The organism is Burkholderia sp. 9120, from assembly GCF_000745015.1.
Lineage (GTDB): Bacteria > Pseudomonadota > Gammaproteobacteria > Burkholderiales > Burkholderiaceae > Paraburkholderia.
The window spans coordinates 568,148-589,920 of sequence record NZ_JQNA01000001.1 but is presented as its reverse complement, the minus strand read 5'-3'; the positions used below and the strand labels follow the sequence as shown (position 1 = coordinate 589,920).

The window sequence follows — 21,773 nt, the reverse complement described above, 5'->3', positions numbered from 1 at the left end:
ACCGATGAGCCGGTTGCCCTTCGTTTCTGATTCACCTCGCCGCCCTGCGTATAGCGCAGGGCGGCGCGTATTTATTGTGCTTACTTCATGCGGCTTGTCACTGCTGTCCTGATCGTTCTGCTGGCGCTGATCCAGTACCCGCTCTGGTGGGGACACGGCGGCTGGTTGCGCGTGCACGAGTTGCAGCAGCAACTGGCGCAGCAACTGCAGAAGAACACCGATTCGAAAGTGCGCAACGAGCGTATTCAGGGTGAAGTGCAGGATTTGCAGAACGGCACGGCCGCGGTGGAAGAGCGGGCGCGCTACGAAATGGGCATGGTGAAAGACGGCGAAGTGTTCGTGCAGTTCGTGTCACCGAACGCGCCGTTGCCGGCTGCGAACACGCCGTCGGTGACGACGTCGACGCGCGGCGAGGTTTCGGCGGCGCCGCTGCATATGGTGCCGAATCCGGAGTCGCGTGCGAAGCCGGATCGCAAGCACGGTGCGAAGAGCGCGGCGAAAGAGAAGAAGCCCGCGCATTGAGTCGGGTCGTGCAACGCGCGATCAATGCCTGCTGAGTGTGAGTCGCATGAGAATTAAAAAAGCCGCTTAAAAAGCGGCTTTTTCTTTGGGCGATGCCTCTGCACGTGGGCGCCGCCAGGCGAGGCGTTCACCAACCCCAGTACGGCGAATACCCGACCCCGACACCCGTGCCCCAGCCACGGCCCCAACCACCACCGCCGCCGTAATAGCTGCCATACACGGAAACCGGTTGCGGCGAATAGTAACGCGACCACGCCTGCGCCGCGTTTTCGGCGGCAATGGCCTGATTCTGCTCGGTCATGACCTGTTGATCGATCGCGTCGTAGCGCTGGCGCTCTTCAGGCGTGAGCGGCTGCGCGGTGGCGGCCATGCCCGACTGATCGGCCGGCAAACGGCTATAAATTGGCGACGGCCCCGGCGGGTCCATCACGCAGCCGGTCAATGCGGCGCTACCGGCCACGACGGCCGACACCGCGAACAGTCGTGCGTAGCGGTTCAACGAAACGGTTTTATTCATGTTCGATCTCCATCGGCCGGATGCGTGGCGAATGATTTGCAGCGTGGCCAGCCAATGATTCAACACAATCATCAAAAATAGCGCGCCGCTGGAACCCCATGAAGGCGACGGGCGGCGCGCTATTTTCCTGCCGTGATGCACGAGCGATGAACCGGCTCATCGCTCGAAAGGGCATGAAAGCCCGCGTCGGTCGGCCGTTTCAGTGCCGCTGGTCGGCCGCCGGCGACACCCCTTGTGAGAGCGCATTGGCGACAAAAAGTTGCGCCACGTCGACCGGATCGAATTCATAGCGCTGGTTGCAGAACTCGCAATGAATCTCCACGTGACCGCGCTCTTCGATCACGCTGTCCACCTCTTCGCGGCCCAGCATTTTCAGCATCGCGCCGACTTTTTCGCGCGAGCAGGTGCATTCGAAACGCGCCTGCGCAGGCTCGAAGTGCTGGACGTTTTCCTGCCAGAATAGACGGCGGAACACGGTTTCCGGCTCTTCCTTCAGCAACTCGTCTTGCGACAACGTGCCGCCGAGCGTGCAGACGCGTTCCCACGTATCGGCGTCCAGTTCACCCGGATGCGGGACGATGCCGCCGTCGCCGGGCAGCTTTTGCAGCAGCATGCCGACCGCGCGCTCGGTGTTCGCCGCGAGCCACAGGCGCGTGTCGAGCTGCTCCGAGTGATGCATGTAGTGCTCGAGCACTTCGGCCATCGACTTCAGCGGGCCGTCCACGCCCGACAGCGGCACGATACTTTGATACGGCTGCTGGCCCGGCTGCTTCTCCGCGGGGTCGAGCGTGATCACGCAGCGGCCGTGGCCGCTCGCGTTGAGCAGGTCGATCATGCTGGTGGTTTCGTCGATCGTTTCGGCCGATTCGCCCGACAGCTTGGCGGTGGCGCGCATCGACAGATCGGAGCCGCACTGGACCACCAGCATCTTGACCGGGCCGTCGCCGAAAATCTGCATGATGAGGGTACCGTTGAACTTGAGGTTCGCCGACAGCAGCGCGCACGCGGCCATCATTTCGCCCAGAATCGTCCGCACGGGCGCCGGATAATCACGGCGCGTCAGCACTTCCTGCCAGGTATTGCGCAGCGAAACGATCTCGCCGCGCACCGGCGCCGCGCTGAACATGAATTTTTGCAACTGGTCGCTCACAACTTTTCCTCGGTCGAATGACGCGGCCTGATGCCGCGCCTTGCGCGCCGCGCGCTCCGGCTGATTAGCCGATGCGCACGAGCTGCGCCTTGAAATACTCGCGGCGTTCGGCATAGCTTGCCGTGCCGCGCTGCATATTGGCGATATCCGTTTCGTTCAGTTCGCGCACCACTTTGGCGGGCGCGCCGAGAATCAGCGAATTGTCGGGAAACACTTTGCCCTCGGTGACGATGGCGCCCGCTCCGACCAGACAGTTGCGGCCGATTACCGCACCATTCAAGACCACCGCCTGAATTCCGATCAGCGAGCCTTCCTTGATCGTGCAGCCGTGCAGCATGACCTGATGGCCGATCGTGACGTTCTGCTCGATGGTGAGCGGAAAACCGGGGTCGGTGTGCAGCACCGAGTTCTCCTGCACGTTGCTGCCGGTGCCGATCGTGATCGGCTCGTTGTCGCCCCGAAGCGTCGCGCCGAACCAGACGCTGGCATTGGCCTCGAGCGTCACATTGCCGATGATGTTCGCCGAATCCGCGACGAACACGCTTTCGTGGATGGTCGGGGCGGCGTCGCCGAGCTTGTAAATGGTCACAGTGTCTCCTGTCGGGCCGGCGTTGGCGCGTTCGCGCTGACGCCGGTCCCATGCATCGTTGCTGTTGATCGGTCGCTGCGCGCGCTGGATGGGCCGCAAGCCTTCTGGCATGCCGGGTTTGCCCGGCTCGTGCCGCTTCGCCAGCGCGGTGGGCGCGCTGGATTGTCGAATCGAGTATTGTAAACGGTTGTGTGGTTGGGGTGCCTGAGTGCGTCGAAGCGCGCTTGGCCCGTTGCTTTGCCATTGTCGTCCGTCGTTCCGATCACCTGTCCGTCTGCCGATCCGCTTGCCATGATGTTTGCCGCCTCGTCCGCTTTGTCTGCTTCGTCCATTCCGCTGGTTTCACCGGGTTTGGTGCCCGCTCAGTCGTCTGGTGCACCGTCTGCGGCTCATGACGGTGCTCCGGAGGCCGGCGAGGCATGCGTCGGCGTTCTGGCGTATTGCGCGCGCACCGCGGCGCTTGCCGCGCTGCGCGAAGCCGATCCTGTGATCAAGGCCGCAGCCGCTCGCACGCTTTACACCGACGTGCTCGAAGGCCGCGCCACTTGCTCCGCGCACCTCGAACTCACCGAGCCCGAGGGCTTGCCGGGCCGTCCCGCGCGGCCCGAACTGGTCGATCCGCGTCAGTTGAAGCGGCGCAGCATGCAATCGCCGCAAGGTCGCGCCGTTCTGCTGCATGCGCTCGCGCACATCGAATTCAACGCGATCAATCTCGCGCTCGACGCCGTCTGGCGCTTTTCCGGCATGCCGGCCGCGTTTTACGTCGACTGGCTCAAAGTCGCCGCCGAAGAGGCGTATCACTTCTCGCTGCTGAGCGCGCGTCTCGCGGAATACGGCCACGTGTACGGCGATTTTCCCGCGCACGACGGCCTGTGGGACATGTGCGAGCGCACGCGCGGCGACGTGCTGGCGCGCATGGCGCTGGTGCCGCGCACCCTCGAGGCGCGTGGCCTCGACGCGTCGCCGCCGATCCGCGCGCGACTGCAGCAGGCGGGCGATCAGGCATCGGCAGCGATTCTCGATGTGATCCTGCGCGACGAGATTGGCCATGTACTGATCGGCAACCGCTGGTTCCGTCATTTGTGCGAGGGCGGGGCGCTCGATCCGCATGAGACCTACGCGCGCCTTGCCGACCAGTATCACGCACCGAAATTACGCGGTCCGTTCAATTTCGAAGCGCGCCGCGAGGCCGGTTTCGATGAGGCGGAGCTAGCCGCGCTGACGGCGCTGGCGGGGCTCGATGCGAGTTCGGGGTCGTCTGCGGAAGCGGTGGTGTTGACAGAGCGGCTTGAGGCGGAGGGCTGACGGTGAAGCCGGCAGCCTTACCGGCAGCTACGCCAACAACCACGCAGACAACTGCGTAGGCAACTGCGCCAGCAACCTTGCCAACAACGCCGCAGGCAATCACGGCGACGCCGCCGCCGCCAACCCCGCTGGCAATCCCAGCCGCCACCGCCACATCCCCGAGCGCTTCTTCCAACCCATGCCCCGCGCATAATCCCGCTATCTCGTTATAATCGAACGACCATTCTTTTTTCGGGCGAGCCGCTCATGACCACCTCCCAGTCTGAATTCGTCGCTGTGCGCGGCATCCGTCTGCATGTGCGCCGCTGGGGCAATCCGGACGCGCCGATCCTGTTCATGCTGCACGGCTGGATGGACGTGGCGGCGTCGTTCCAGTTCGTCGTCGACGCGCTGGGCGGCGACTGGCAGGTGATCGCGCCCGACATGCGCGGCTTCGGCCTGTCGGACTGGCCGGTCGCGGAGCAGGGCGGCGGCAACTACTGGGTGCAGGACTATCTCGCCGATCTCGACGCGCTGCTCGATCACTACGCGCCGACCGGCGAGGTGAATCTCGTCGGCCACAGCATGGGCGCCAATATCGTGTGCCTGTACGCGGGTGTTCGGCCGGAGCGGGTGCGGCGGGTGGTCGACCTGGAGGGCTTCGGACTCGCGCCGTCGCACGCGGCGCAAGCACCGAAGCGCTTGCGCAACTGGCTCGACGACTTGCGCGATCCGCCGCAACTGAAGCGCTACGCGTCGCTCGACGACGTCGCCGCGCGCCTGATCAAGACCAATCCGCGGCTCGCGCCGCAGCGCGCACAGTTTCTCGCCCAGCACTGGTCGAAGCCGGATGGCGAAGGGCGCTTCATGTTGCTCGCCGATCCGGCGCACAAGCTGCGCGGCCCGACGCTGTACCGCCTGGATGAAGTGATGGCGGTCTGGCGCAAGGTGAGCGCGAAGGTGCTGCATGTCGAGGCCGCCGGTTCGCCGACGCTCGCGCAGATTGCCGGCGAGATACCGCTCGACGAATTCAAGGCGCGTTTTCAGGCGTTCCCGAACTGGCGGGAAAAGATCATCGACGAAGCGGGGCACATGGTGCACCACGACCAGCCGGAGCAGGTCGCCGCGCTGATCGAGGGCTTCTGCGCGTAGGGCGTGAGGGCGCAAGGGCGTAGGCGGCGAGGCATCCCGCCCACGAGATAGCGCTGCGCCCACTTACTGCGTTGCAGTAAAATAGTCGTAGATCCCTTTGAATACGACGATGAACGCCGACCTCCACTGTCACTCCACCGTTTCCGACGGCCAATTCGCGCCGGCCGACGTCGCGCGCCGCGCGCACGCGGGCGGCGTGACGCTGTGGGCGCTGACCGATCACGACGAACTGGGCGGCCAGCGCGAAGCGCGCAGCACGGCTGAGGCGCTCGGCATGAAGTACCTGAGCGGCGTCGAGATTTCAGTGACGTGGGCGTCGCGCACGGTGCACATCGTCGGGCTGGGTATCGATCCGACCAGTTCGATCCTGATCGACGGTCTCGCGCGCACCCGCAGCGGGCGCGCCGCGCGCGCCGAAGCGATCGGCGAACAACTCGCCACGCTCGGCGTGCCGAATGCCTACGAAGGCGCGCTCAAATACGTGTCGAACCCGGACATGATTTCGCGCACGCATTTCGCACGCTTCATGGTCGAAAGCGGTTATTGCACTTCCACACAAGACGTCTTCACCCGCTATCTCGGCGACGGCAAGGCGGGCTTCGTGCCGCACCGCTGGGCCAGGCTGAGCCATGCGGTCGGCTGGATCCAGGCCGCCGGCGGCGAGGCCGTGGTCGCGCATCCGGGTCGCTACGAGTACTCGCCGGTCGAATTCGACGCGTTTTTCGCCGAATTCATCGATCTTGGCGGCAAGGCGATCGAAGTGGTGACCGGCAGCCACACGCCCGATCAGTACCGCGAATATGCGGACGTCGCGCGCCGCTTCGGTTTCGAGGCATCGCGCGGGTCCGATTTCCACGCACCCGGCGAAGGCCGCGTCGACCTCGGCACGCTGCCGCCGCTGCCTTCCGACCTCAAGCCCGTCTGGGAACGCTGGCTGTGATCGCGCGCCGTGCCCTGGCGGCACGTCGTCCGCGAGAGCCGGCCCGGGTGCGCTGCCGTCCGGTTCCGCGGTTCGCCGCGCTGTTCACTGCGTTGTTCGCTGCACTGTTCGCTTCCTCCGCCGGCGCGGTCGTCCGATCCTCAGTCCGCCCTTCGCTTGCAACCCGCATTTCGCAACTCAGCCGCGCTTTCCAACGTGGTTTCCACGACGTGTTCCCGTGGATTCCGCGCGTCCCCAAGTAGCCACAGTTAGCGATCATGTCCCAATACTTCCGGCTTCATCCTGACAATCCCCAGCCGCGCCTCGTCAAACAGGCCGTGCAGATCATCAAAGACGGCGGCGTGGTCGCCTTGCCGACCGATTCGAGCTACGCGCTTGCCTGTCATCTCGACGACAAGGACGCGGTCGAGCGTCTGCGCCGCATTCGCGGACTCGACGAAAAGCAACTGCTGTCGCTGCTGGTGCGCGACCTGTCGGAACTGGCGAACTTCGCGATGGTCGACAACCGCCAGTACCGGCTGATCAAATCGGTGACGCCGGGTCCGTACGTGTTCGTGCTGCAAGCCACCAAAGAAGTACCGCGGCGCCTGTCGCACCCATCGCGCAAGACCATTGGCCTGCGGGTGCCGGATCACGCGATCACGCTGGCGATTCTCGAAGAACTCGGCCAGCCGCTGCTCGGCTCCACGCTGATCATGCCGGGCGAGACCGAGCCGCTGAACGAGCCGGAAGAAATCCGCGAGCGGCTGGAAAAACAGCTGGACCTGGTGATCGACGGCGGCCCCTGCATCTGCGAGCCGTCGACCGTGATCGACCTGACCGGCGCGGCGCCGGTGCTGGTGCGGCCCGGGCGCGGCTCGCTCGCGCCGTTCGGGCTCGAAGAAACGGCATGATGGAAAGCGGACAGACGCCCGCCAGCGCGTTGTTACAATAGCGAGTTATGGATTCTTCCCTGATACAAACCATTGCGGTGTACGCGCTGCCGGTGATTTTCGCCATCACGCTGCATGAGGCCGCGCATGGCTACGTCGCGCGCTGGCTCGGCGACAACACCGCGTACGTGCTCGGCCGCGTCTCCATCAATCCGATGCGGCACATCGACCCGCTCGGCACGATCGCGATTCCGTTGCTGCTGTATTTCGCCACCAGCGGTGCGTTCATGTTCGGCTACGCGAAGCCGGTGCCGGTCGCCTTCGGCAATCTGCGCAATCCGCGCTGGGGCAGTCTGTGGGTCGCGGCGGCGGGGCCGGCGTGCAATTTCGTGCAGGCGCTGGTGTGGTACATCGTGTTCGTGACGCTGCTCGGTCTGAATGTCGACGAGGCGTTTTTCATCGGTATGGCGAAAGCCGGTGTCTATTTCAACCTCGTGCTCGGCGTGCTGAACCTGTTCCCACTGCCCCCGCTCGACGGCGGCCGCGTGCTGCTGGCGCTGTTGCCGCCGCGCCAGTCGATCGCCTTGTCGCGAATCGAGCCGTACGGTTTCTTCATCGTGATGGCATTGGTGATGACGGGCACGCTGTCGCGCTACTGGCTGAATCCGCTCGTGAATATTGGCTACGGCGCGATTACGGCGATCATGTCCCCACTCGTTTCGCTTTTTTAAAGAACCATGTTCCCAGACCGTATCTTTTCCGGCATGCGGCCCACCGGATCGCTGCACCTCGGCCACTATCATGGTGTGCTGAAAAACTGGGTACGGCTGCAATCCGAGTACCCGTGTTTCTTCTGTGTGGTCGACTGGCATGCGCTGACCACGCACTACGAAACGCCCGAGGTGATCGAGAAGAACGTGTGGGACGTCCTGATCGACTGGCTCGCTTCCGGCATCGATCCGGCGCAGGCTACGCTGTTCATCCAGAGCAAGGTGCCCGAGCACGCGGAACTGGCGCTGTTGCTGGGCATGAGCACGCCGCTCGGCTGGCTCGAACGCGTGCCGACCTACAAGGAGCAGCAGGAGAAACTGAAGGACAAGGACCTGTCCACCTACGGCTTTCTCGGCTATCCGGTGCTGATGGCGGCGGACATTCTGCTGTATCGCGGCTCGCTGGTGCCGGTCGGTGAAGATCAGGTGCCGCACGTCGAAATGACGCGCGAAATCGCTCGCCGTTTCAACTATCTGTACGGCCGCGAACCGGGCTTCGAAGTGAAGGCCAACGAGGCCGCGAAAAAGCTCGGCGGCAAGCGCTCCAAGCTCTATCACGAGCTGCGCAACGCGTATCAGCAGGAAGGCGACGACGAAGCGCTCGAACAGGCGCGCGCCATGTTGCAGGAATCGCAGAGCCTGTCGATGAGCGATCGCGAGCGTCTGTTCGGCTATCTCGAAGGCTCGCGCAAGATCATCCTCGTCGAGCCGCAGGCCATGCTGACCGAGGCGTCGCGTATGCCGGGCCTCGACGGCCAGAAGATGTCGAAGTCGTACGGCAACACGATCGGTTTGCGCGAAGACGCGGAAACCATTGCGAAGAAAGTCCGCACCATGCCGACCGACCCGGCCCGCGTGCGCCGCACCGATCCGGGCGATCCGGACAAGTGCCCGGTCTGGCAACTGCACCAGGTCTACACGAACGACACCACGCACCAGTGGGTCGAGCAGGGTTGCCGGACGGCGGGCATTGGTTGTCTCGAGTGCAAGCAGCCGGTGATCGAAGGGATTCTGCGCGAACAGCAACCCATGCTCGAGCGCGCCCAGAAGTACATGGACGACCCGTCGCTGTTGCGCGCGATCGTCGCCGACGGCTGCGACAAAGCCCGCCGATTCGCCGCGGAAACGATGCGCGACGTCCGTGAGGCGATGGGTCTGTCGTACAACTGAGCGGGCATCGAACCGATGAGCACTCACGTCGCAGCCATGCATGGATTGGGCGAGCCGTCGCGCTGGGTGCGCCATTGGGCGCATCTGGTCGCGGCGGGCGGCGCGGTGCTCGACGTCGCGTCGGGGGCGGGGCGGCATGCGCGGCTTTTTGCGTCGCTGGGGCATCCGGTGACCGCCGTCGATCGCGACGCGGCCGCGCTCGACACGATGCGCGACGCGCCGCTGATCACGCCGTTCGTGGCCGACCTCGAAGGCGCCGCCTGGCCGTTACCCGGCAACGCGAAATTCGCCGCCGTGATCGTGACCAACTATCTGCATCGCGCACTGTTTCCGCAGTTGTTGGATGCGCTCGCACCGGGTGGCGTACTGGTTTACGAGACCTTCGCGCAAGGAAACGAACGCGTCGGCAAACCCTCTAATCCGGCGTTTCTACTCGTGCCCGGCGAGCTGCTCGAGGTCGTGCGCGGCCGGCTCCGGGTCGTCGCTTTTCAAGACGGTTTTCTCGCGCAGCCGCGCCCGGCTTACGTCCAGCGCATCTGCGCAATTCTGGAGGCGGAGCGTTCAGCCGACCCCGCGCAGGCGGCACCCCCGCCTTGTTACGAGTTGGCTGGCTAATCCGCTACAATCGCGGTTTACCTGATCAAATTCATGGCGTTTCATGACTAACGGCAATCACAGCGGCACCCACGGCAGCAACGACAGCGTGCAGATTCGCGGCAGCATTCCTGCCATCATTACCCCGATGCTCGAAGACGGCGGCCTCGATTTGCCGGCGTTTCGCAAACTGATCGATTGGCACGTCGCCGAGGGCACCAATGCACTCGTCGTGGTCGGCACGAGCGGTGAGTCGGCTACCTTGTCGGTCGAAGAACACGTGCTGATGGTTAAAACCGCGGTCGAGCACACAGCGGGCCGGATTCCGGTGATCGCGGGCTCGGGCGGCAACTCCACCACCGAAGCCATCGAACTCACGCAGCAAGCCAAAGACGTCGGCGCGGACGCTACGTTGCAGGTCGTGCCGTACTACAACAAGCCGACTCAGGAAGGCATCTATCGCCACTTCGCGAAGATCGCCGAAACCGTCGATCTGCCGGTGATCCTGTACAACGTGCCGGGCCGTACCGTTGCCGACATGAGCAACGAAACGATTCTGCGTTGCGCGCAGGTGCCGGGCATCATCGGTGTGAAGGAAGCGACCGGCAACATCGACCGCGCGGCGCATCTGATCAAGTCGGCGCCCGCGCACTTCGGCATCTACAGCGGCGACGATCCCACCGCGATCGCGCTGATGCTGCTCGGCGGCCACGGCAATATTTCGGTCACCGCGAACGTCGCACCGCGCGCCATGAGCGAGTTGTGCAAGGCCGCGCTCGCCGCGGACGCGAAGACCGCGCGCGAAATTCATCTGAAACTCCTGTCGCTGCATAAGAACCTGTTCATCGAATCGAATCCGATTCCGGCGAAATGGGCGTTGCAGCAATTGGGTCGTGTGCAGGGCGGAATCCGCCTGCCGCTTACGCCGCTCGACGCGCAATACCACGAAGTGGTGCGTGGCGCGCTGCGCGAAGCGGGTCTGTTGGGCTAAGCGGATCGACCGCGGCACCCACCAGCGCCAACGAAAGCCTGCTACCGGCACTCCCTTAACCGACGTCGATCCAGCCCACGTTCCCTGCACACAGAACCAGGCACCGCGTTCCAGCATCACGAAGGACCTCATGAAACGTTCCGCACTTTCCCTCCACGCAACCCGCATGGCGGCGCTGGCGCTTGCCCTGGTGACGCTCGCCGGCTGTGACACGCTGAACGACTGGTTCGCTTCCGACCGCGTCAACTACAAGGGCGCCGGCAGCGCGCCGCCGCTCGCCGTTCCGAACGATCTCAGCACCACCAAGACCGACGAGCGCTACGTCGCGCCGCCGACCAATCTGGCCCTGGGCGGCGCGCCGACGCGCGCAATCACGGCGGCGGGCAATGCCACCGAAGGTCAGCCGAGCGCGCAAGATCCGCTCGGCATGCATATCGAGCGCGACGGCGATCGCCGCTGGCTGGTGGTCGACGGCCGCTCGCCGGAACAACTGTGGCCGCAACTGCAGGAGTTTTGGCAGGAAAACGGCTTCGCGCTGAAAACCGACGCGCCGGCCACCGGCATCATGACGACCGACTGGGCGGAAAACCGCGCCAATATTCCGGACGACTGGTTCCGCCGTACGGTCGGCAAGGTGATCGACTTCGCGTACTCGTCGGGTACCCGCGACAGCTTCCGCACGCTCGTGTCGCGCGCACCGGGGGACACCACGGATATTTCGATCACGCACAGCGCGATGGAAGAAATGCTGACGGGGCAGGACAAGACGTCGTCGCGTTGGGAAGAGCGTCCGCGTGACCCGGCGCTTGAAGCGCTGTTCCTCACCAAGCTGATGCAGAAGTTCGGCCTGACCGAAGCGCAGTCGAAGCAACTGCTGACCGATGCGCGTCCGGCTGTCGCACCGGCCACGATCGACCAGAGCGCGGGCACGTCGACGCTCGACCTGCCGGAGTCGTTTGACCGTGCCTGGCTGCGTGTGGGCCTTGCGCTCGACCGCACCAACTTCGCTGTCGACAACCGCGATCGCGCAAAGGGCATCTACTACGTGCGCTACGCCGACTCGATGCAGGAATTGAAGAAAGAAGGCCTGTTCGGCAAGCTGTTCTACAGCGGCAATTCGGCGAAGAAGCCGGGTCAGGAATTCCTCGTCAACGTACGCTCGAAGGGCGACGCGGTGACGCAGGTGGCCGTGCTGGATGCGAACGGTCAGGTGGACAATTCGTCCGACGCGCAGCGCATCGTGACGCTGCTCCACGCGCAGCTGAACTAAGCGGACCGTGAGGTTCGCAAGTCTCGGCAGCGGTAGTGAAGGAAATGCGTTGCTGGTGGAAGCGCAAAGCGGCGCGACCACCACGCGCGTGCTGCTCGACTGCGGCTTTTCGGCCAAGGAAGTCGAGCGGCGTCTGAACCGGCTTGGCGCGAGCGCCGAAGGTCTCGACGCCATTCTGATTACGCATGAACACAGTGACCACATTGGCGGCGCGCTGACGCTGGCGCGCAAGTGGTCGATTCCGCTGTACATGAGCTGGGGCACCGCCCGTGCGGTAGGCGCCGACGAAGCGGACATCGACCTGCAGGTGCTGTGGGGCGACGAAGCGGTTGCAATCGGCGACCTCAGCATCCTTCCCTATACCGTTCCTCACGACGCCCGCGAGCCGCTGCAGTATGTGCTCTCGAACGGCGCGAGCCGGCTCGGCGTATTGACCGATGTCGGCACGTCCACGCCGCATATCAGCTCCGTGTTGAGCGGTTGCGATGCGCTGGTGCTCGAATGCAATCACGACGTCCAGATGCTGGCGGGCAGTCGCTATCCGCAGTCGCTAAAGGCGCGCATCGGCGGTAATCATGGGCATTTGAACAACGAGGCGGCGGCTGAAATCCTGGCTTCGCTCGACCGCTCGCGTTTGCGACATCTGGTCGCGGCGCATCTGAGCCAGCAGAACAATTCGCCGGAACTGGCGCAGGCCGCGATGGCCGGCGTGCTTGGCGCGGCGCCGACGGAAGTGGTGATCGCTACACAGGACGAAGGCTTTGCGTGGTTGAGCCTGTAGCGCCAACCCGATAGCGTCGCAACCAATGCGGCAAAGTAAAAAGCCCATAACGATCGCTCGTTATGGGCTTTTTCTTCAAGACGGGCGCCTGAGGCGCCACGCCCTGGGTCAAACTTAGTTGCGGTTGCCGCCGAAGATGCCGAGCAGCGCGAGCAGGTTCACGAACACGTTGTACAGATCCAGGTAGATCGCGAGCGTGGCGGTGATGTAATTCGTTTCACCGCCGTTCACGACGCGCTGGACGTCGAACAGCATGTAGGCCGAGAAGATCACGATGGCCAGCACGGACACGGTGAGCATCAGCGCCGGCAGATGCAGGAACACGTTCGCGACCGAAGCCAGCAGCAGCACGATCACGCCCATGAACAGCCACTTGCCGAGACCCGAAAAGTCGCGCTTGCTGACCGTGGCGATGGTCGCCATCGACGCGAAGATCACACCAGTGCCACCGAAGGCGAGCATGATCAGCGACGGGCCGTTAGAAAAACCGAGCACGAAGCTCAGGATGCGCGACAGCATCAGGCCCATAAAGAACGTGAAGCCGAGCAGTACGAACACGCCCGCCGCGCTGTCTTTGGTCTTCTGGATCGCAAACATGAAGCCGAATGCGATCGCGAAGAACGCCAGCATGCTCATGGCCGGGCTGGTGGCCGCGAACAGTGAAAAGCCGGTGGCGAGGCCAACCCATGCGCCGAGCACGGTCGGAATCATGGACAACGCCAGTAGCCAGTAGGTGTTCCGTAGCACGCGGTTACGCGTTTCGACCGTGCTGACTGCGCCATTGCGGCCAAAGCTATACGGATGATCGTTCATGGTCTCTCCTTACCTCAGAAGCGTGTTGCGTATGGTTGTGAAGCGGTGGTAACGGCGGTGCAGCGGTTGCAGCCGGTCGTGCAGCGAAGGCGGGATTTTTGCCGCCGGTCGCGAAGTACCCAATCCTAAGATTGGCGCCGTGGCGGGGAGTTTCAATGCCCAGAAAATACCCGCACGACCAACGCTACCAGTATTCGGAAACTCCTGCCTGGAGTCTTTCAATGCTGTAAGGGTTCAATCGCAATCATACACGGGAACATGCTACAATAGCGGATTCATTTGAATCTGTAACCTCTTAATTTTTTGGAGTTTTTATGGCGATCGAACGCACCCTGTCGATTATCAAGCCGGACGCAGTGGCCAAGAATGTGATCGGCCAGATCTACAGCCGTTTCGAAAACGCTGGTCTGAAGATCGTGGCTTCGCGCATGGTTCATCTGTCGCGCGCCGACGCTGAGAAGTTCTACGCTGTGCACGCTGCACGCCCGTTCTTCAAGGACCTCGTCGACTTCATGATTTCGGGCCCTGTGGTCGTGCAAGCGCTGGAAGGCGAAAACGCGATCCTGAAGCACCGTGACCTGATGGGCGCAACGGACCCGAAGAAGGCAGAAAAGGGCACGATCCGCGCCGATTTCGCCGACAGCATCGACGCTAACGCGGTGCACGGTTCGGACGCTTCGGAAACGGCAGCAGTTGAAATCGCTTTCTTCTTCCCGCAAGTGAACGTTTACTCGCGTTAAGTCCTGCCGTTGCGGGCGGTCCGTGCAGCCGAAACTGATTTATCGCACGAATCGTCCGGCAAAGTAGTAAGGTAAAAGCAGCAGGAATGGGCGCGAACGGCATTGCGTTCATGCAGCTTGTTGCATGAACGTAGTCTCGCACTGAAATGGCAGGATTCGATATGACGAGCAGTTCCACCGTCAACCTTCTCGACCTCGACGCCCAAGGGCTCGTCGCTTACTGCGACAGCCTGGGCGAGAAGCCGTTTCGCGCCAAGCAATTGCAGCGCTGGATTCACCAGTACAACGCTGCCGACTTCGACGGCATGACCGATCTCGCGAAGTCCTTGCGCGAAAAGCTCAAAGGGCGCGCCACGATCTCGATGCCGGGCATCGTCAGCGACCATATTTCGACCGACGGCACACGCAAGTGGCTGATCGACGTCGGCAACAGCAACGCGGTCGAAACCGTCTACATCCCGGAAGAAACGCGCGGCACGTTGTGCGTATCGTCGCAGGCCGGGTGCGCGGTCAACTGCCGTTTCTGTTCGACCGGCAAGCAGGGTTTCTCCCGCAATCTCTCTACCGCTGAAATCATCGGCCAGTTACGCATGGCCGAATTCGCGCTGCGCGCCACGCGCGGTGGGGACGGCGGCCGCGCCACGGGTGGTGACGGCAAGGGCGACCGCGTCGTCACGAACGTCGTGATGATGGGTATGGGCGAGCCGCTGCTGAACTACGACGCAGTCGTGCCGGCCATGCGCCTTATGCTCGACGACAACGCTTACGGCCTGTCGCGCCGGCGCGTCACGCTGTCCACGTCGGGCGTCGTGCCGATGATGGACCGGCTCGGCGCCGATCTGCCGGTAGCGCTCGCCGTGTCGTTGCACGCACCGAGCGATCCGCTGCGCGACATGCTGGTGCCGCTGAACAAGAAGTACCCGCTGCGCGAACTGATGGCCGCTTGTCAGCGCTATCTGAAAGTCGCGCCGCGCGATTTTATTACGTTCGAATATTGCATGCTCGACGGTGTGAACGACAGCGAGGCGCAAGCGCGCGAATTGCTGGCCGTCACGCGCGACGTCCCGTGCAAGTTCAATCTGATTCCGTTCAATCCGTTCCCCGAATCGGGCCTTTTCCGCTCGAAGCCGGAACAGATCAAACGGTTTGCACAAGTGTTGATGGACGCGGGCGTCGTCACCACGGTGCGCAAAACACGCGGCGACGATATCGACGCAGCCTGCGGTCAGTTGGCCGGTGCGGTGCAAGACCGTACGCGCCTCGCTGAACGCACCGGGAAGGCGGCGAAGATTATCGAGGTTCGGGCCGTGTAATCGTTCGGGCGGGCAGGGTGCCGGCGTTCGGTGGAGTGTTTCCTCGAACGTGCAGACAGGGGCCTTGCCACCCACGATTGAAAAGAAAGTTTGCAGAAGCGATCGGAAGCGGCACACAAGGCCGCACATTTTGTTATAAACGGTCTGCGATTCGGGCGTGAGGCGTGAGCCCGTCCGAATGGCACGAGTTAAAAAGAATCGACGCGAAAGGATTTGGGATGAGTGAGCCGCAGCACCCGCAGCCGCAGGACACAGACACGAACGAAGGCCATCCGGCGCCGGTCGCACGGGCGGTGGTGCAGCCCGTTGTGCAGCCGGGCTTGGATTCGTTGGCGGCAGTTGGCGCGCGCTTGACCCAGTTGCGTGAGTCGAAAGGCTGGACGATCGAGGACGTGTCCGCGCGTCTGAAAGTCTCCGTCGTCAAGTTGCGTGCGCTCGAATCGGGCGACATCAGCCACTTGCCGGATACGACCTTCGCGCTCGGCGTCGTGCGCAGCTATGCGAAGATGCTGGGCGCCGATCCCACGCCGTTCACGCAGGCCTTGCGTCGCGAGAAGGGTGTGCCTGCGCCGGACCTGTCGATGCCTGCATCTTCGGGCAAAGATTTGCCGCGCGGCAAGGTGTCGCTGTCGCTCGGCGGAAGTGGGCAAAAGAGCCGTTCGTGGTTATGGGGCGTGGCGGCGGTGATCGTCGCGGTGATCGCGTTGGGCATGTGGCATACCAACGGCGGCGATTCGTCGGTGTGGCTTGCTCGGTTGAAGGCGAGCGCGAATGGCGCCGCGGGTGGCGCGACCGGTGCATCGGGCGCGGTGGCACAGAGTCAGGCGGCGGGTTCCGACGCCACGACGGAAGAGGCGGCGTCCGCACCGGACACGCAAGCCGCGGCAGACAGCGCAGCGTCGGGTACGCCGATGCCCGCGCCGTTGGCTACGGGCGCCGCGCCGTCGTCGGCATCGGCCGTGACGGCAACGGCGGCTGCACCCAAGGCGGCTTCGCAGGCGGAGGCTGTTGTCGCACCGGCTGCAAGCGCGCCGGCGGCGATCGTTGCTGACGCATCGTCGGCGGCAGTTGACACGGCGGGCGGCGGCGAGGCGATCGTCGCACTGCGCGTGACGCAAGATAGCTGGTTCAGCGTGCGTGGCAAGGACGGCAAGGAAGTGTTCTCCGGCCTCGTCCACGCGGGCGACACTAAAGAAGTGACGGGCGTGGCGCCGTTCAAGGTCACGCTGGGCAACAAGGCCGGTCTTGAGTCTTTGACGCTCGACGGCCAACCGGTTGATCCGGCCAAATATTCGGCAGCTAAAGGTAACGTGGCGCGCTTCGCGTTGCCTTGACAGATACGGTGTGCGCCGCGGCCAAACCGGTCCGCGGCGCTTTTTCAATTCAGGCGCTACGTCTTTGTGTGGCGCATGCGGCGTAAATGGGTTTTTCGATGCAATCCGAAGCTCAATCCCAATCCAGTAGCAAGATCGTTTCCAATGAACCGGTGTTCGGCGGCCACGCGGCGCGGCGCAAGTCGCACGCGGTCGACGTCCGTTGGGGGGGGCAGATCGTCACGATCGGTGGCGACGCACCCGTGCGCGTCCAGTCCATGACCAACACGGACACTGCGGACGCAATCGGCACAGCCATCCAGATCAAGGAGCTGGCGCAAGCCGGTTCGGAACTGGTGCGTATCACGGTGAACACGCCGGAAGCGGCTGCGGCCGTGCCGGCCGTGCGCGAGCAGCTCGACCGCATGGGCGTGTCGGTGCCGCTGGTCGGCGACTTCCATTACAACGGCCATTTGCTGTTGCGCGACTATCCCGGGTGCGCGGAGTCGTTGTCCAAGTATCGGATCAATCCGGGCAACGTCGGTCACGGCGCGAAGCGCGACACGCAGTTCGCGCAGATGATCGAAGCGGCGGCGAAGTACGACAAGGCAGTGCGTATCGGCGTCAATTGGGGCAGTCTCGACCAGGACCTGCTCGCGAAAATGATGGACGAAAACGCGGCACGTTCCACGCCGTGGGAAGCGCAAAGCGTGATGTACGAAGCGCTGATCCAGTCGGCGATCGGCTCGGCCGAACGCGCGGTCGAAATCGGCCTGCCGCGTAACAAGATCATTCTGTCGTGCAAGGTCAGCGGCGTGCAGGACCTGATCGCCGTGTATCGCGAACTCGCGCGCCGTTGCGACTTCGCGCTGCATCTTGGCTTGACGGAAGCGGGCATGGGCTCGAAAGGTATCGTCGCGTCGACGGCGGCGCTGTCGGTGCTGTTGCAGCAAGGTATCGGCGACACGATCCGGATCTCGCTGACACCGGAACCGGGCGGCCCGCGTACCGGCGAAGTGATCGTCGGCCAGGAAATTCTGCAGACCATGGGTCTGCGCTCGTTCACGCCGATGGTGATCGCGTGCCCGGGTTGCGGCCGTACTACCAGCACGCTGTTCCAGGAGCTGGCGTCGCAAATCCAGACCTATCTGCGCACGCAGATGCCGGTGTGGCGCGACCAGTATCCTGGCGTCGAGAAGATGCACGTCGCGGTGATGGGCTGCATCGTCAATGGTCCGGGCGAGTCGAAGCAGGCCAATATCGGCATCAGCTTGCCGGGCTCGGGTGAGAACCCGGCCGCGCCGGTGTTTATCGACGGCGAGAAGGTCAAGACGCTGCGCGGCGAGCACATCGCGCAAGAATTCCAGCAAATCGTGAGTGACTACGTCGAGCGCCGCTATGGCCGCGCCGAGGCACTCAACTAAATATCGGCTATCGAAAGACAGATGACTGAACAGAAGAAAAAGCTCGAAAAGTTGTCCGGCGTGAAGGGCATGAACGACATCCTTCCGCAGGAAGCCGGGCTGTGGGAATTTTTTGAAATGACCGTCAAGTCGATGCTGCGTTCGTACGGATACCAGAATATCCGTACGCCGATCGTCGAGCATACGCAGCTGTTCAAGCGCGGTATCGGTGAGGTGACAGACATCGTCGAAAAAGAGATGTACAGCTTTACCGACGCGCTGAACGGCGAGAACCTGACCATGCGCCCGGAAAACACCGCGGCCGTGGTGCGCGCGGCGATCGAACACAACATGCTGTACGACGGCCCGAAGCGCCTGTGGTACGTCGGTCCGATGTTCCGCCACGAGCGCCCGCAGCGCGGCCGTTATCGCCAGTTCCATCAGGTGGGCGTGGAAGCGCTGGGCTTTGCCGGCCCGGACGCCGACGCTGAAATCATCATGATGTGTCAGCGTCTGTGGGACGACCTCGGCTTGATGGGCATCAAGCTCGAACTCAACTCGCTGGGTCTGGCGCATGAACGCGCGGCGCATCGCGTCGAACTGATCGCCTACCTCGAAAAGCACATGGACGTGCTCGACGAAGAAGCGAAACGTCGTTTGTACACGAACCCGCTGCGCGTGCTGGATACGAAGAATCCGGCCATGCAGGAAGTCGCGCAGAACGCGCCGAAACTGATCGATTTTCTCGGCGAAGAGTCGCTCGCGCACTTCGAGGGGCTGCAGCGCATTCTGAAAGCGAACAACATTCCGTTCAAGATCAATCCGCGTCTGGTGCGCGGTCTCGATTATTACAATCTGACCGTGTTCGAGTGGGTGACCGACAAGCTGGGCGCGCAAGGCACCGTTGCCGCTGGCGGCCGTTACGATCCGCTGATCGAACAGCTCGGCGGCAAGCCGACCGGCGCGTGCGGTTGGGCAATGGGCGTCGAACGGATTCTCGAGTTGCTGAAAGAAGATCAGCTTGTGCCGGACGACGAAGGTTGCGACGTCTATGTCGTCCATCAGGGCGATGCGGCGCGCGAGCAGGCCTTCATCATCGCCGAACGTTTGCGTGATACGGGTCTCGACGTCATTCTGCATTGCAGCGCCGACGGTCAAACCGCCAGCTTCAAATCGCAGATGAAGCGCGCGGATTCAAGCGGCGCCGCCTTCGCGGTGGTGCTCGGCGAAGACGAAATCGCGAACGGTACGGTCGGCGTCAAAGCACTACGCGACACGAGCAACGGCGCGGCTAACGGCGGTAAGAGCGAGCAACAGAACGTGCCCGCCGAAGACTTGACCGAATTTCTAATCAATGCGATGGTTGCAACCGCCGAAGACGGCGACGACTGATCGCGATGTCGTCGAGCCCATTGGCTCCTGATTGGCTCGACAAGCACACGTATCAAGAAAGAGGAAATCGCCGGGCGATGAGTTACCACGACGAACAAGAATCGATAGAAAGTCTGAAGGCATGGTGGACGCAATGGGGCAATGCAACCACATGGATCGTGCTGGTGGTCCTGGTTGCGGCTGCCGGCTGGAACGGCTGGAATTTCTGGCAGCGGCGCCAGGCGGCGGAAGCTGCCGTGCTATATGACCAGGTTCAGCAAGCAGTGGCCTCGGGCGACAAGGCGAAGGTCACGCGCGTCGCCACCGACATGGAAGACAAGTTCAGCGGCACCGCATATGCGCAGATGACCGCGTTGGGCGCGGCCAAGGCGCTGTACACCGCGGGCGACGAAGCCGGTGCGAAGGCCCAGTTGCAATGGACCATCGATCACGCGAAAGACGACGAGTTCAAGCAGATCGCCAGGTTGCACCTTGCTTCGCTGCTGCTCGACGACAAGGCTTACGACCAGGGCCTGGCGCTGCTCGCCGAACCGCAGTCCGACGCCTTCAAGGGTCTCGTGGCGAATGGCCGTGGCGACCTGCTGGCCGCCCAGGGCAAGCGTGACGATGCACGCACGGCCTACAAGCTCGCGCTCGACACGCTGTCGAAAACCGATAGCTCGGCACGTCAGTTGATCCAGTTCAAGCTGGATGCACTGGGCGGCTGATTGCGCCGCATGCTACGACCAACCGGTCTCCTTTAATCCATTTCCTGAATGCTTCGTCCACCGATGAATCTGCTGAAACGTTACGCTGTGCCCGTTGCCTGTGCGATGACCGTGCTCACCCTGGCGGCTTGCTCATCCACGAAAGACGAACGCCGCGTGCCGACGCCGCTGACCGAGTTCAAACCCGTGCTCGACGTGCAGCAGGCCTGGAAGGCAAGCGTGGGCAAGGCGGGCCGTTACCTGTTCTCGCCGGTCGCGGTCGGCAACGCGGTGTACGCGGCGGGCGCAAACGGTTCGGTCGCGAAGATCGACGCGCAAACCGGCAAAGACATCTGGCGCGTCAAGTTGCACGACGACCTGTCGGCGGGCGTCGGTAGCGACGGTACGCTGGCTGCGGTCGGCGGTCTGAAGGGTGATGTCTACGTGCTCGGCGCGGACGGCAAGCAGCTGTGGACCGCTAAAGCGCCGGGCGAAATCATCTCGCCGCCGCTAGTCGGCAATGGCCTCGTCGTGGTGCGTACGGTCGACGGTCAGATCGTCGCGTTCAACGCGCAAACCGGCGAGCAGAAGTGGAACTATCGCAACCGCGCGGTGCCGCTCAATCTGCGGGTGTCGTCGGGTATGACGTTCGCGGGCGACGCGGCGGTGCTGGCCGGTTTCCCGGGCGGCTCATTCGCGGCGATCAATCTGCAAACCGGCGACAACTACTGGCAGACGCCGGTGTCGTATCCGAAGGGCGTGACGGAAGTGGAGCGCATCAACGACGTGACCGGTCCGCCCACGCTGGTCGGTTCGGAAACCTGCGCGGTGACGTTCCAGGGCCAGATTGGCTGTTTCGACGCGAACTCGGGCCGGGCGCTGTGGGAAAAAGCCTTCTCGAGCACGAGCGGTCTGGCGCAGGACGATCGCGCGGTCGTCGCGGCTGACGACTGGTCGGTCGTCTCGGCGTTCGACGTCACCAGCGGCGCGCCGCTGTGGAAGAACGACAAGCTGAAGAATCGCGAACTCAGCGTGCCGTACCTGCTGGGCCGCGCCGCTGTGCTGGGCGACTATCAGGGTTACGTGCACTTCCTGTCGCGCGACGACGGCACGCTCGTCGCCCGTGTGAAGACCGACGGCAGCCCGATCACCGCGGCGCCGGTGTTGGCCGGCGACACGCTGGTCGTGTTGACGCACGACGGCGATCTGTACGGCTACCGCCCGCGCTAAGCGCGCAGGCAAGTCGGCGAAGTTGCCGTTCAGCGCGCAGGCCGGCTTTGCCGGCCGTGCGCGTTTCTGTAGAACTCGAGTCGTAGAGCAAGTAGAAGAATCGCGCCGGACTGGCTGGTCCGGCAAGTCGGATCAGGAAATGGTCAACGCGCCGCAGAGGCATCGCGTGCGTGGCCATCGGTGGCTGCTTGCGGCGCCACCGTCGGCGGTTGCTCCGCAGGTCGTCAGAGATTTCGCAGAGCACCGTCAGCTCCCAGGCGTGCGAGCCGTCGAGCAGGAAA

22 protein-coding genes are annotated in these 21,773 nt (G+C 63.4%); 18 read left to right on the top strand and 4 right to left on the bottom strand.

Annotation, left to right across the window (positions count from 1 at the left end; all coding sequences use genetic code 11):
• Nucleotides 1–87 precede the first annotated feature (87 nt).
• Nucleotides 88–522 carry a cell division protein FtsB gene (gene ftsB, locus FA94_RS02595; RefSeq protein WP_035546458.1) on the top strand — a complete coding sequence of 145 codons (435 nt, stop codon included), beginning with the start codon at nt 88–90 and terminating at the stop codon, nt 520–522.
• 127 nt (nt 523–649) lie between these two features.
• On the opposite strand, the gene FA94_RS02590 is transcribed toward ftsB, so the two are convergent.
• The 3 genes from FA94_RS02590 to FA94_RS02580 form a co-directional block, all read right to left on the bottom strand.
• The gene (locus tag FA94_RS02590) at nt 650–1,039 is read right to left on the bottom strand and encodes a hypothetical protein (RefSeq protein ID WP_035546456.1); all 390 of its coding nucleotides are present in this window, start codon (nt 1,037–1,039) and stop codon (nt 650–652) included.
• Nucleotides 1,040–1,238: 199 nt separating this feature from the next.
• The gene (gene hslO, locus FA94_RS02585) at nt 1,239–2,189 is read right to left on the bottom strand and encodes an Hsp33 family molecular chaperone HslO (protein ID WP_035546454.1); all 951 of its coding nucleotides are present in this window, start codon (nt 2,187–2,189) and stop codon (nt 1,239–1,241) included.
• Between the two features lie 64 nt (nt 2,190–2,253).
• Nucleotides 2,254–2,778, bottom strand: coding sequence for a gamma carbonic anhydrase family protein (locus tag FA94_RS02580; protein WP_035549129.1), 525 nt, complete (start codon nt 2,776–2,778; stop codon nt 2,254–2,256).
• Between the two features lie 291 nt (nt 2,779–3,069).
• On the opposite strand from FA94_RS02580, the gene FA94_RS02575 reads away from it, so the two are divergent.
• The 10 genes from FA94_RS02575 (at nt 3,070) to FA94_RS02530 (ending at nt 12,602) form a co-directional block, all read left to right on the top strand.
• Nucleotides 3,070–4,083: a ferritin-like domain-containing protein gene (locus FA94_RS02575; protein ID WP_231584836.1), complete on the top strand. Its 1,014-nt coding sequence runs from the start codon at nt 3,070–3,072 to the stop codon at nt 4,081–4,083.
• Between the two features lie 246 nt (nt 4,084–4,329).
• Nucleotides 4,330–5,214, top strand: coding sequence for an alpha/beta fold hydrolase (locus FA94_RS02570; protein WP_035546452.1), 885 nt, complete (start codon nt 4,330–4,332; stop codon nt 5,212–5,214).
• A gap of 109 nt (nt 5,215–5,323) precedes the next feature.
• Nucleotides 5,324–6,154: a 3',5'-nucleoside bisphosphate phosphatase gene (locus FA94_RS02565; RefSeq protein WP_035546450.1), complete on the top strand. Its 831-nt coding sequence runs from the start codon at nt 5,324–5,326 to the stop codon at nt 6,152–6,154.
• Nucleotides 6,155–6,411: 257 nt separating this feature from the next.
• Nucleotides 6,412–7,047: an L-threonylcarbamoyladenylate synthase gene (locus FA94_RS02560; RefSeq protein ID WP_035546449.1), complete on the top strand. Its 636-nt coding sequence runs from the start codon at nt 6,412–6,414 to the stop codon at nt 7,045–7,047.
• A gap of 47 nt (nt 7,048–7,094) precedes the next feature.
• Nucleotides 7,095–7,757 (top strand): site-2 protease family protein, encoded by a 663-nt coding sequence (locus tag FA94_RS02555; RefSeq protein WP_035546447.1) that lies wholly within the window; start codon nt 7,095–7,097, stop codon nt 7,755–7,757.
• 6 nt (nt 7,758–7,763) lie between these two features.
• Complete coding sequence (locus FA94_RS02550; protein ID WP_035546445.1) at nt 7,764–8,966, top strand: tryptophan--tRNA ligase; 1,203 nt, start codon at nt 7,764–7,766, stop codon at nt 8,964–8,966.
• Between the two features lie 15 nt (nt 8,967–8,981).
• Nucleotides 8,982–9,581, top strand: a complete 600-nt coding sequence (locus FA94_RS02545; RefSeq protein ID WP_035546443.1) for a class I SAM-dependent methyltransferase — start codon at nt 8,982–8,984, stop codon at nt 9,579–9,581.
• 43 nt (nt 9,582–9,624) lie between these two features.
• Nucleotides 9,625–10,551 (top strand): 4-hydroxy-tetrahydrodipicolinate synthase, encoded by a 927-nt coding sequence (gene dapA, locus FA94_RS02540; RefSeq protein ID WP_035546441.1) that lies wholly within the window; start codon nt 9,625–9,627, stop codon nt 10,549–10,551.
• A 130-nt stretch (nt 10,552–10,681) separates the two neighbouring features.
• On the top strand, nt 10,682–11,821 hold the full coding sequence (bamC, locus tag FA94_RS02535; RefSeq protein ID WP_035546440.1) for an NlpB/DapX family lipoprotein: 1,140 nt from the start codon (nt 10,682–10,684) through the stop codon (nt 11,819–11,821).
• Nucleotides 11,822–11,828: 7 nt separating this feature from the next.
• Complete coding sequence (locus FA94_RS02530) at nt 11,829–12,602, top strand: MBL fold metallo-hydrolase (RefSeq protein WP_035546438.1); 774 nt, start codon at nt 11,829–11,831, stop codon at nt 12,600–12,602.
• A gap of 114 nt (nt 12,603–12,716) precedes the next feature.
• On the opposite strand, the gene FA94_RS02525 is transcribed toward FA94_RS02530, so the two are convergent.
• Nucleotides 12,717–13,415, bottom strand: a complete 699-nt coding sequence (locus tag FA94_RS02525; protein ID WP_007181342.1) for a Bax inhibitor-1/YccA family protein — start codon at nt 13,413–13,415, stop codon at nt 12,717–12,719.
• A gap of 314 nt (nt 13,416–13,729) precedes the next feature.
• Here FA94_RS02525 and ndk point away from each other — a divergent pair, with 314 nt between their 5' ends.
• The 7 genes from ndk to bamB all read left to right on the top strand — a co-directional run bounded on the left by ndk (nt 13,730) and on the right by bamB (nt 21,492).
• Nucleotides 13,730–14,155, top strand: coding sequence for a nucleoside-diphosphate kinase (gene ndk / locus FA94_RS02520; protein ID WP_035546436.1), 426 nt, complete (start codon nt 13,730–13,732; stop codon nt 14,153–14,155).
• 161 nt (nt 14,156–14,316) lie between these two features.
• Nucleotides 14,317–15,468 (top strand): dual-specificity RNA methyltransferase RlmN, encoded by a 1,152-nt coding sequence (gene rlmN, locus FA94_RS02515; RefSeq protein ID WP_035546434.1) that lies wholly within the window; start codon nt 14,317–14,319, stop codon nt 15,466–15,468.
• Nucleotides 15,469–15,686: 218 nt separating this feature from the next.
• Nucleotides 15,687–16,802: a helix-turn-helix domain-containing protein gene (locus FA94_RS02510; protein WP_035546432.1), complete on the top strand. Its 1,116-nt coding sequence runs from the start codon at nt 15,687–15,689 to the stop codon at nt 16,800–16,802.
• 86 nt (nt 16,803–16,888) lie between these two features.
• Nucleotides 16,889–18,205, top strand: coding sequence for a flavodoxin-dependent (E)-4-hydroxy-3-methylbut-2-enyl-diphosphate synthase (gene ispG / locus FA94_RS02505; RefSeq protein WP_035546430.1), 1,317 nt, complete (start codon nt 16,889–16,891; stop codon nt 18,203–18,205).
• A gap of 21 nt (nt 18,206–18,226) precedes the next feature.
• On the top strand, nt 18,227–19,576 hold the full coding sequence (hisS, locus tag FA94_RS02500) for a histidine--tRNA ligase (RefSeq protein ID WP_035546428.1): 1,350 nt from the start codon (nt 18,227–18,229) through the stop codon (nt 19,574–19,576).
• 77 nt (nt 19,577–19,653) lie between these two features.
• Nucleotides 19,654–20,283: a YfgM family protein gene (locus FA94_RS02495; RefSeq protein WP_035546426.1), complete on the top strand. Its 630-nt coding sequence runs from the start codon at nt 19,654–19,656 to the stop codon at nt 20,281–20,283.
• Nucleotides 20,284–20,346: 63 nt separating this feature from the next.
• Entirely contained in the window at nt 20,347–21,492 is a 1,146-nt protein-coding gene (bamB, locus tag FA94_RS02490; RefSeq protein WP_035546424.1) for an outer membrane protein assembly factor BamB, read from the top strand.
• The last annotated feature ends 281 nt before the right edge of the window (nt 21,493–21,773 follow it).

What these genes read in the sequence shown, in the direction of transcription:
- ftsB (WP_035546458.1), top strand. Translation starts at nt 88, where the DNA reads ATGCGGCTTGTCACTGCTGTCCTGATCGTTCTGCTGGCGCTGATCCAG.
- FA94_RS02590 (WP_035546456.1), bottom strand. Translation starts at nt 1,039, where the DNA reads ATGAATAAAACCGTTTCGTTGAACCGCTACGCACGACTGTTCGCGGTG.
- FA94_RS02575 (WP_231584836.1), top strand. Translation starts at nt 3,070, where the DNA reads ATGATGTTTGCCGCCTCGTCCGCTTTGTCTGCTTCGTCCATTCCGCTG.
- FA94_RS02570 (WP_035546452.1), top strand. Translation starts at nt 4,330, where the DNA reads ATGACCACCTCCCAGTCTGAATTCGTCGCTGTGCGCGGCATCCGTCTG.
- FA94_RS02565 (WP_035546450.1), top strand. Translation starts at nt 5,324, where the DNA reads ATGAACGCCGACCTCCACTGTCACTCCACCGTTTCCGACGGCCAATTC.
- FA94_RS02560 (WP_035546449.1), top strand. Translation starts at nt 6,412, where the DNA reads ATGTCCCAATACTTCCGGCTTCATCCTGACAATCCCCAGCCGCGCCTC.
- FA94_RS02555 (WP_035546447.1), top strand. Translation starts at nt 7,095, where the DNA reads ATGGATTCTTCCCTGATACAAACCATTGCGGTGTACGCGCTGCCGGTG.
- FA94_RS02550 (WP_035546445.1), top strand. Translation starts at nt 7,764, where the DNA reads ATGTTCCCAGACCGTATCTTTTCCGGCATGCGGCCCACCGGATCGCTG.
- FA94_RS02545 (WP_035546443.1), top strand. Translation starts at nt 8,982, where the DNA reads ATGAGCACTCACGTCGCAGCCATGCATGGATTGGGCGAGCCGTCGCGC.
- dapA (WP_035546441.1), top strand. Translation starts at nt 9,625, where the DNA reads ATGACTAACGGCAATCACAGCGGCACCCACGGCAGCAACGACAGCGTG.
- bamC (WP_035546440.1), top strand. Translation starts at nt 10,682, where the DNA reads ATGAAACGTTCCGCACTTTCCCTCCACGCAACCCGCATGGCGGCGCTG.
- FA94_RS02525 (WP_007181342.1), bottom strand. Translation starts at nt 13,415, where the DNA reads ATGAACGATCATCCGTATAGCTTTGGCCGCAATGGCGCAGTCAGCACG.
- ndk (WP_035546436.1), top strand. Translation starts at nt 13,730, where the DNA reads ATGGCGATCGAACGCACCCTGTCGATTATCAAGCCGGACGCAGTGGCC.
- rlmN (WP_035546434.1), top strand. Translation starts at nt 14,317, where the DNA reads ATGACGAGCAGTTCCACCGTCAACCTTCTCGACCTCGACGCCCAAGGG.
- FA94_RS02510 (WP_035546432.1), top strand. Translation starts at nt 15,687, where the DNA reads ATGAGTGAGCCGCAGCACCCGCAGCCGCAGGACACAGACACGAACGAA.
- ispG (WP_035546430.1), top strand. Translation starts at nt 16,889, where the DNA reads ATGGGTTTTTCGATGCAATCCGAAGCTCAATCCCAATCCAGTAGCAAG.
- hisS (WP_035546428.1), top strand. Translation starts at nt 18,227, where the DNA reads ATGACTGAACAGAAGAAAAAGCTCGAAAAGTTGTCCGGCGTGAAGGGC.
- FA94_RS02495 (WP_035546426.1), top strand. Translation starts at nt 19,654, where the DNA reads ATGAGTTACCACGACGAACAAGAATCGATAGAAAGTCTGAAGGCATGG.
- bamB (WP_035546424.1), top strand. Translation starts at nt 20,347, where the DNA reads ATGAATCTGCTGAAACGTTACGCTGTGCCCGTTGCCTGTGCGATGACC.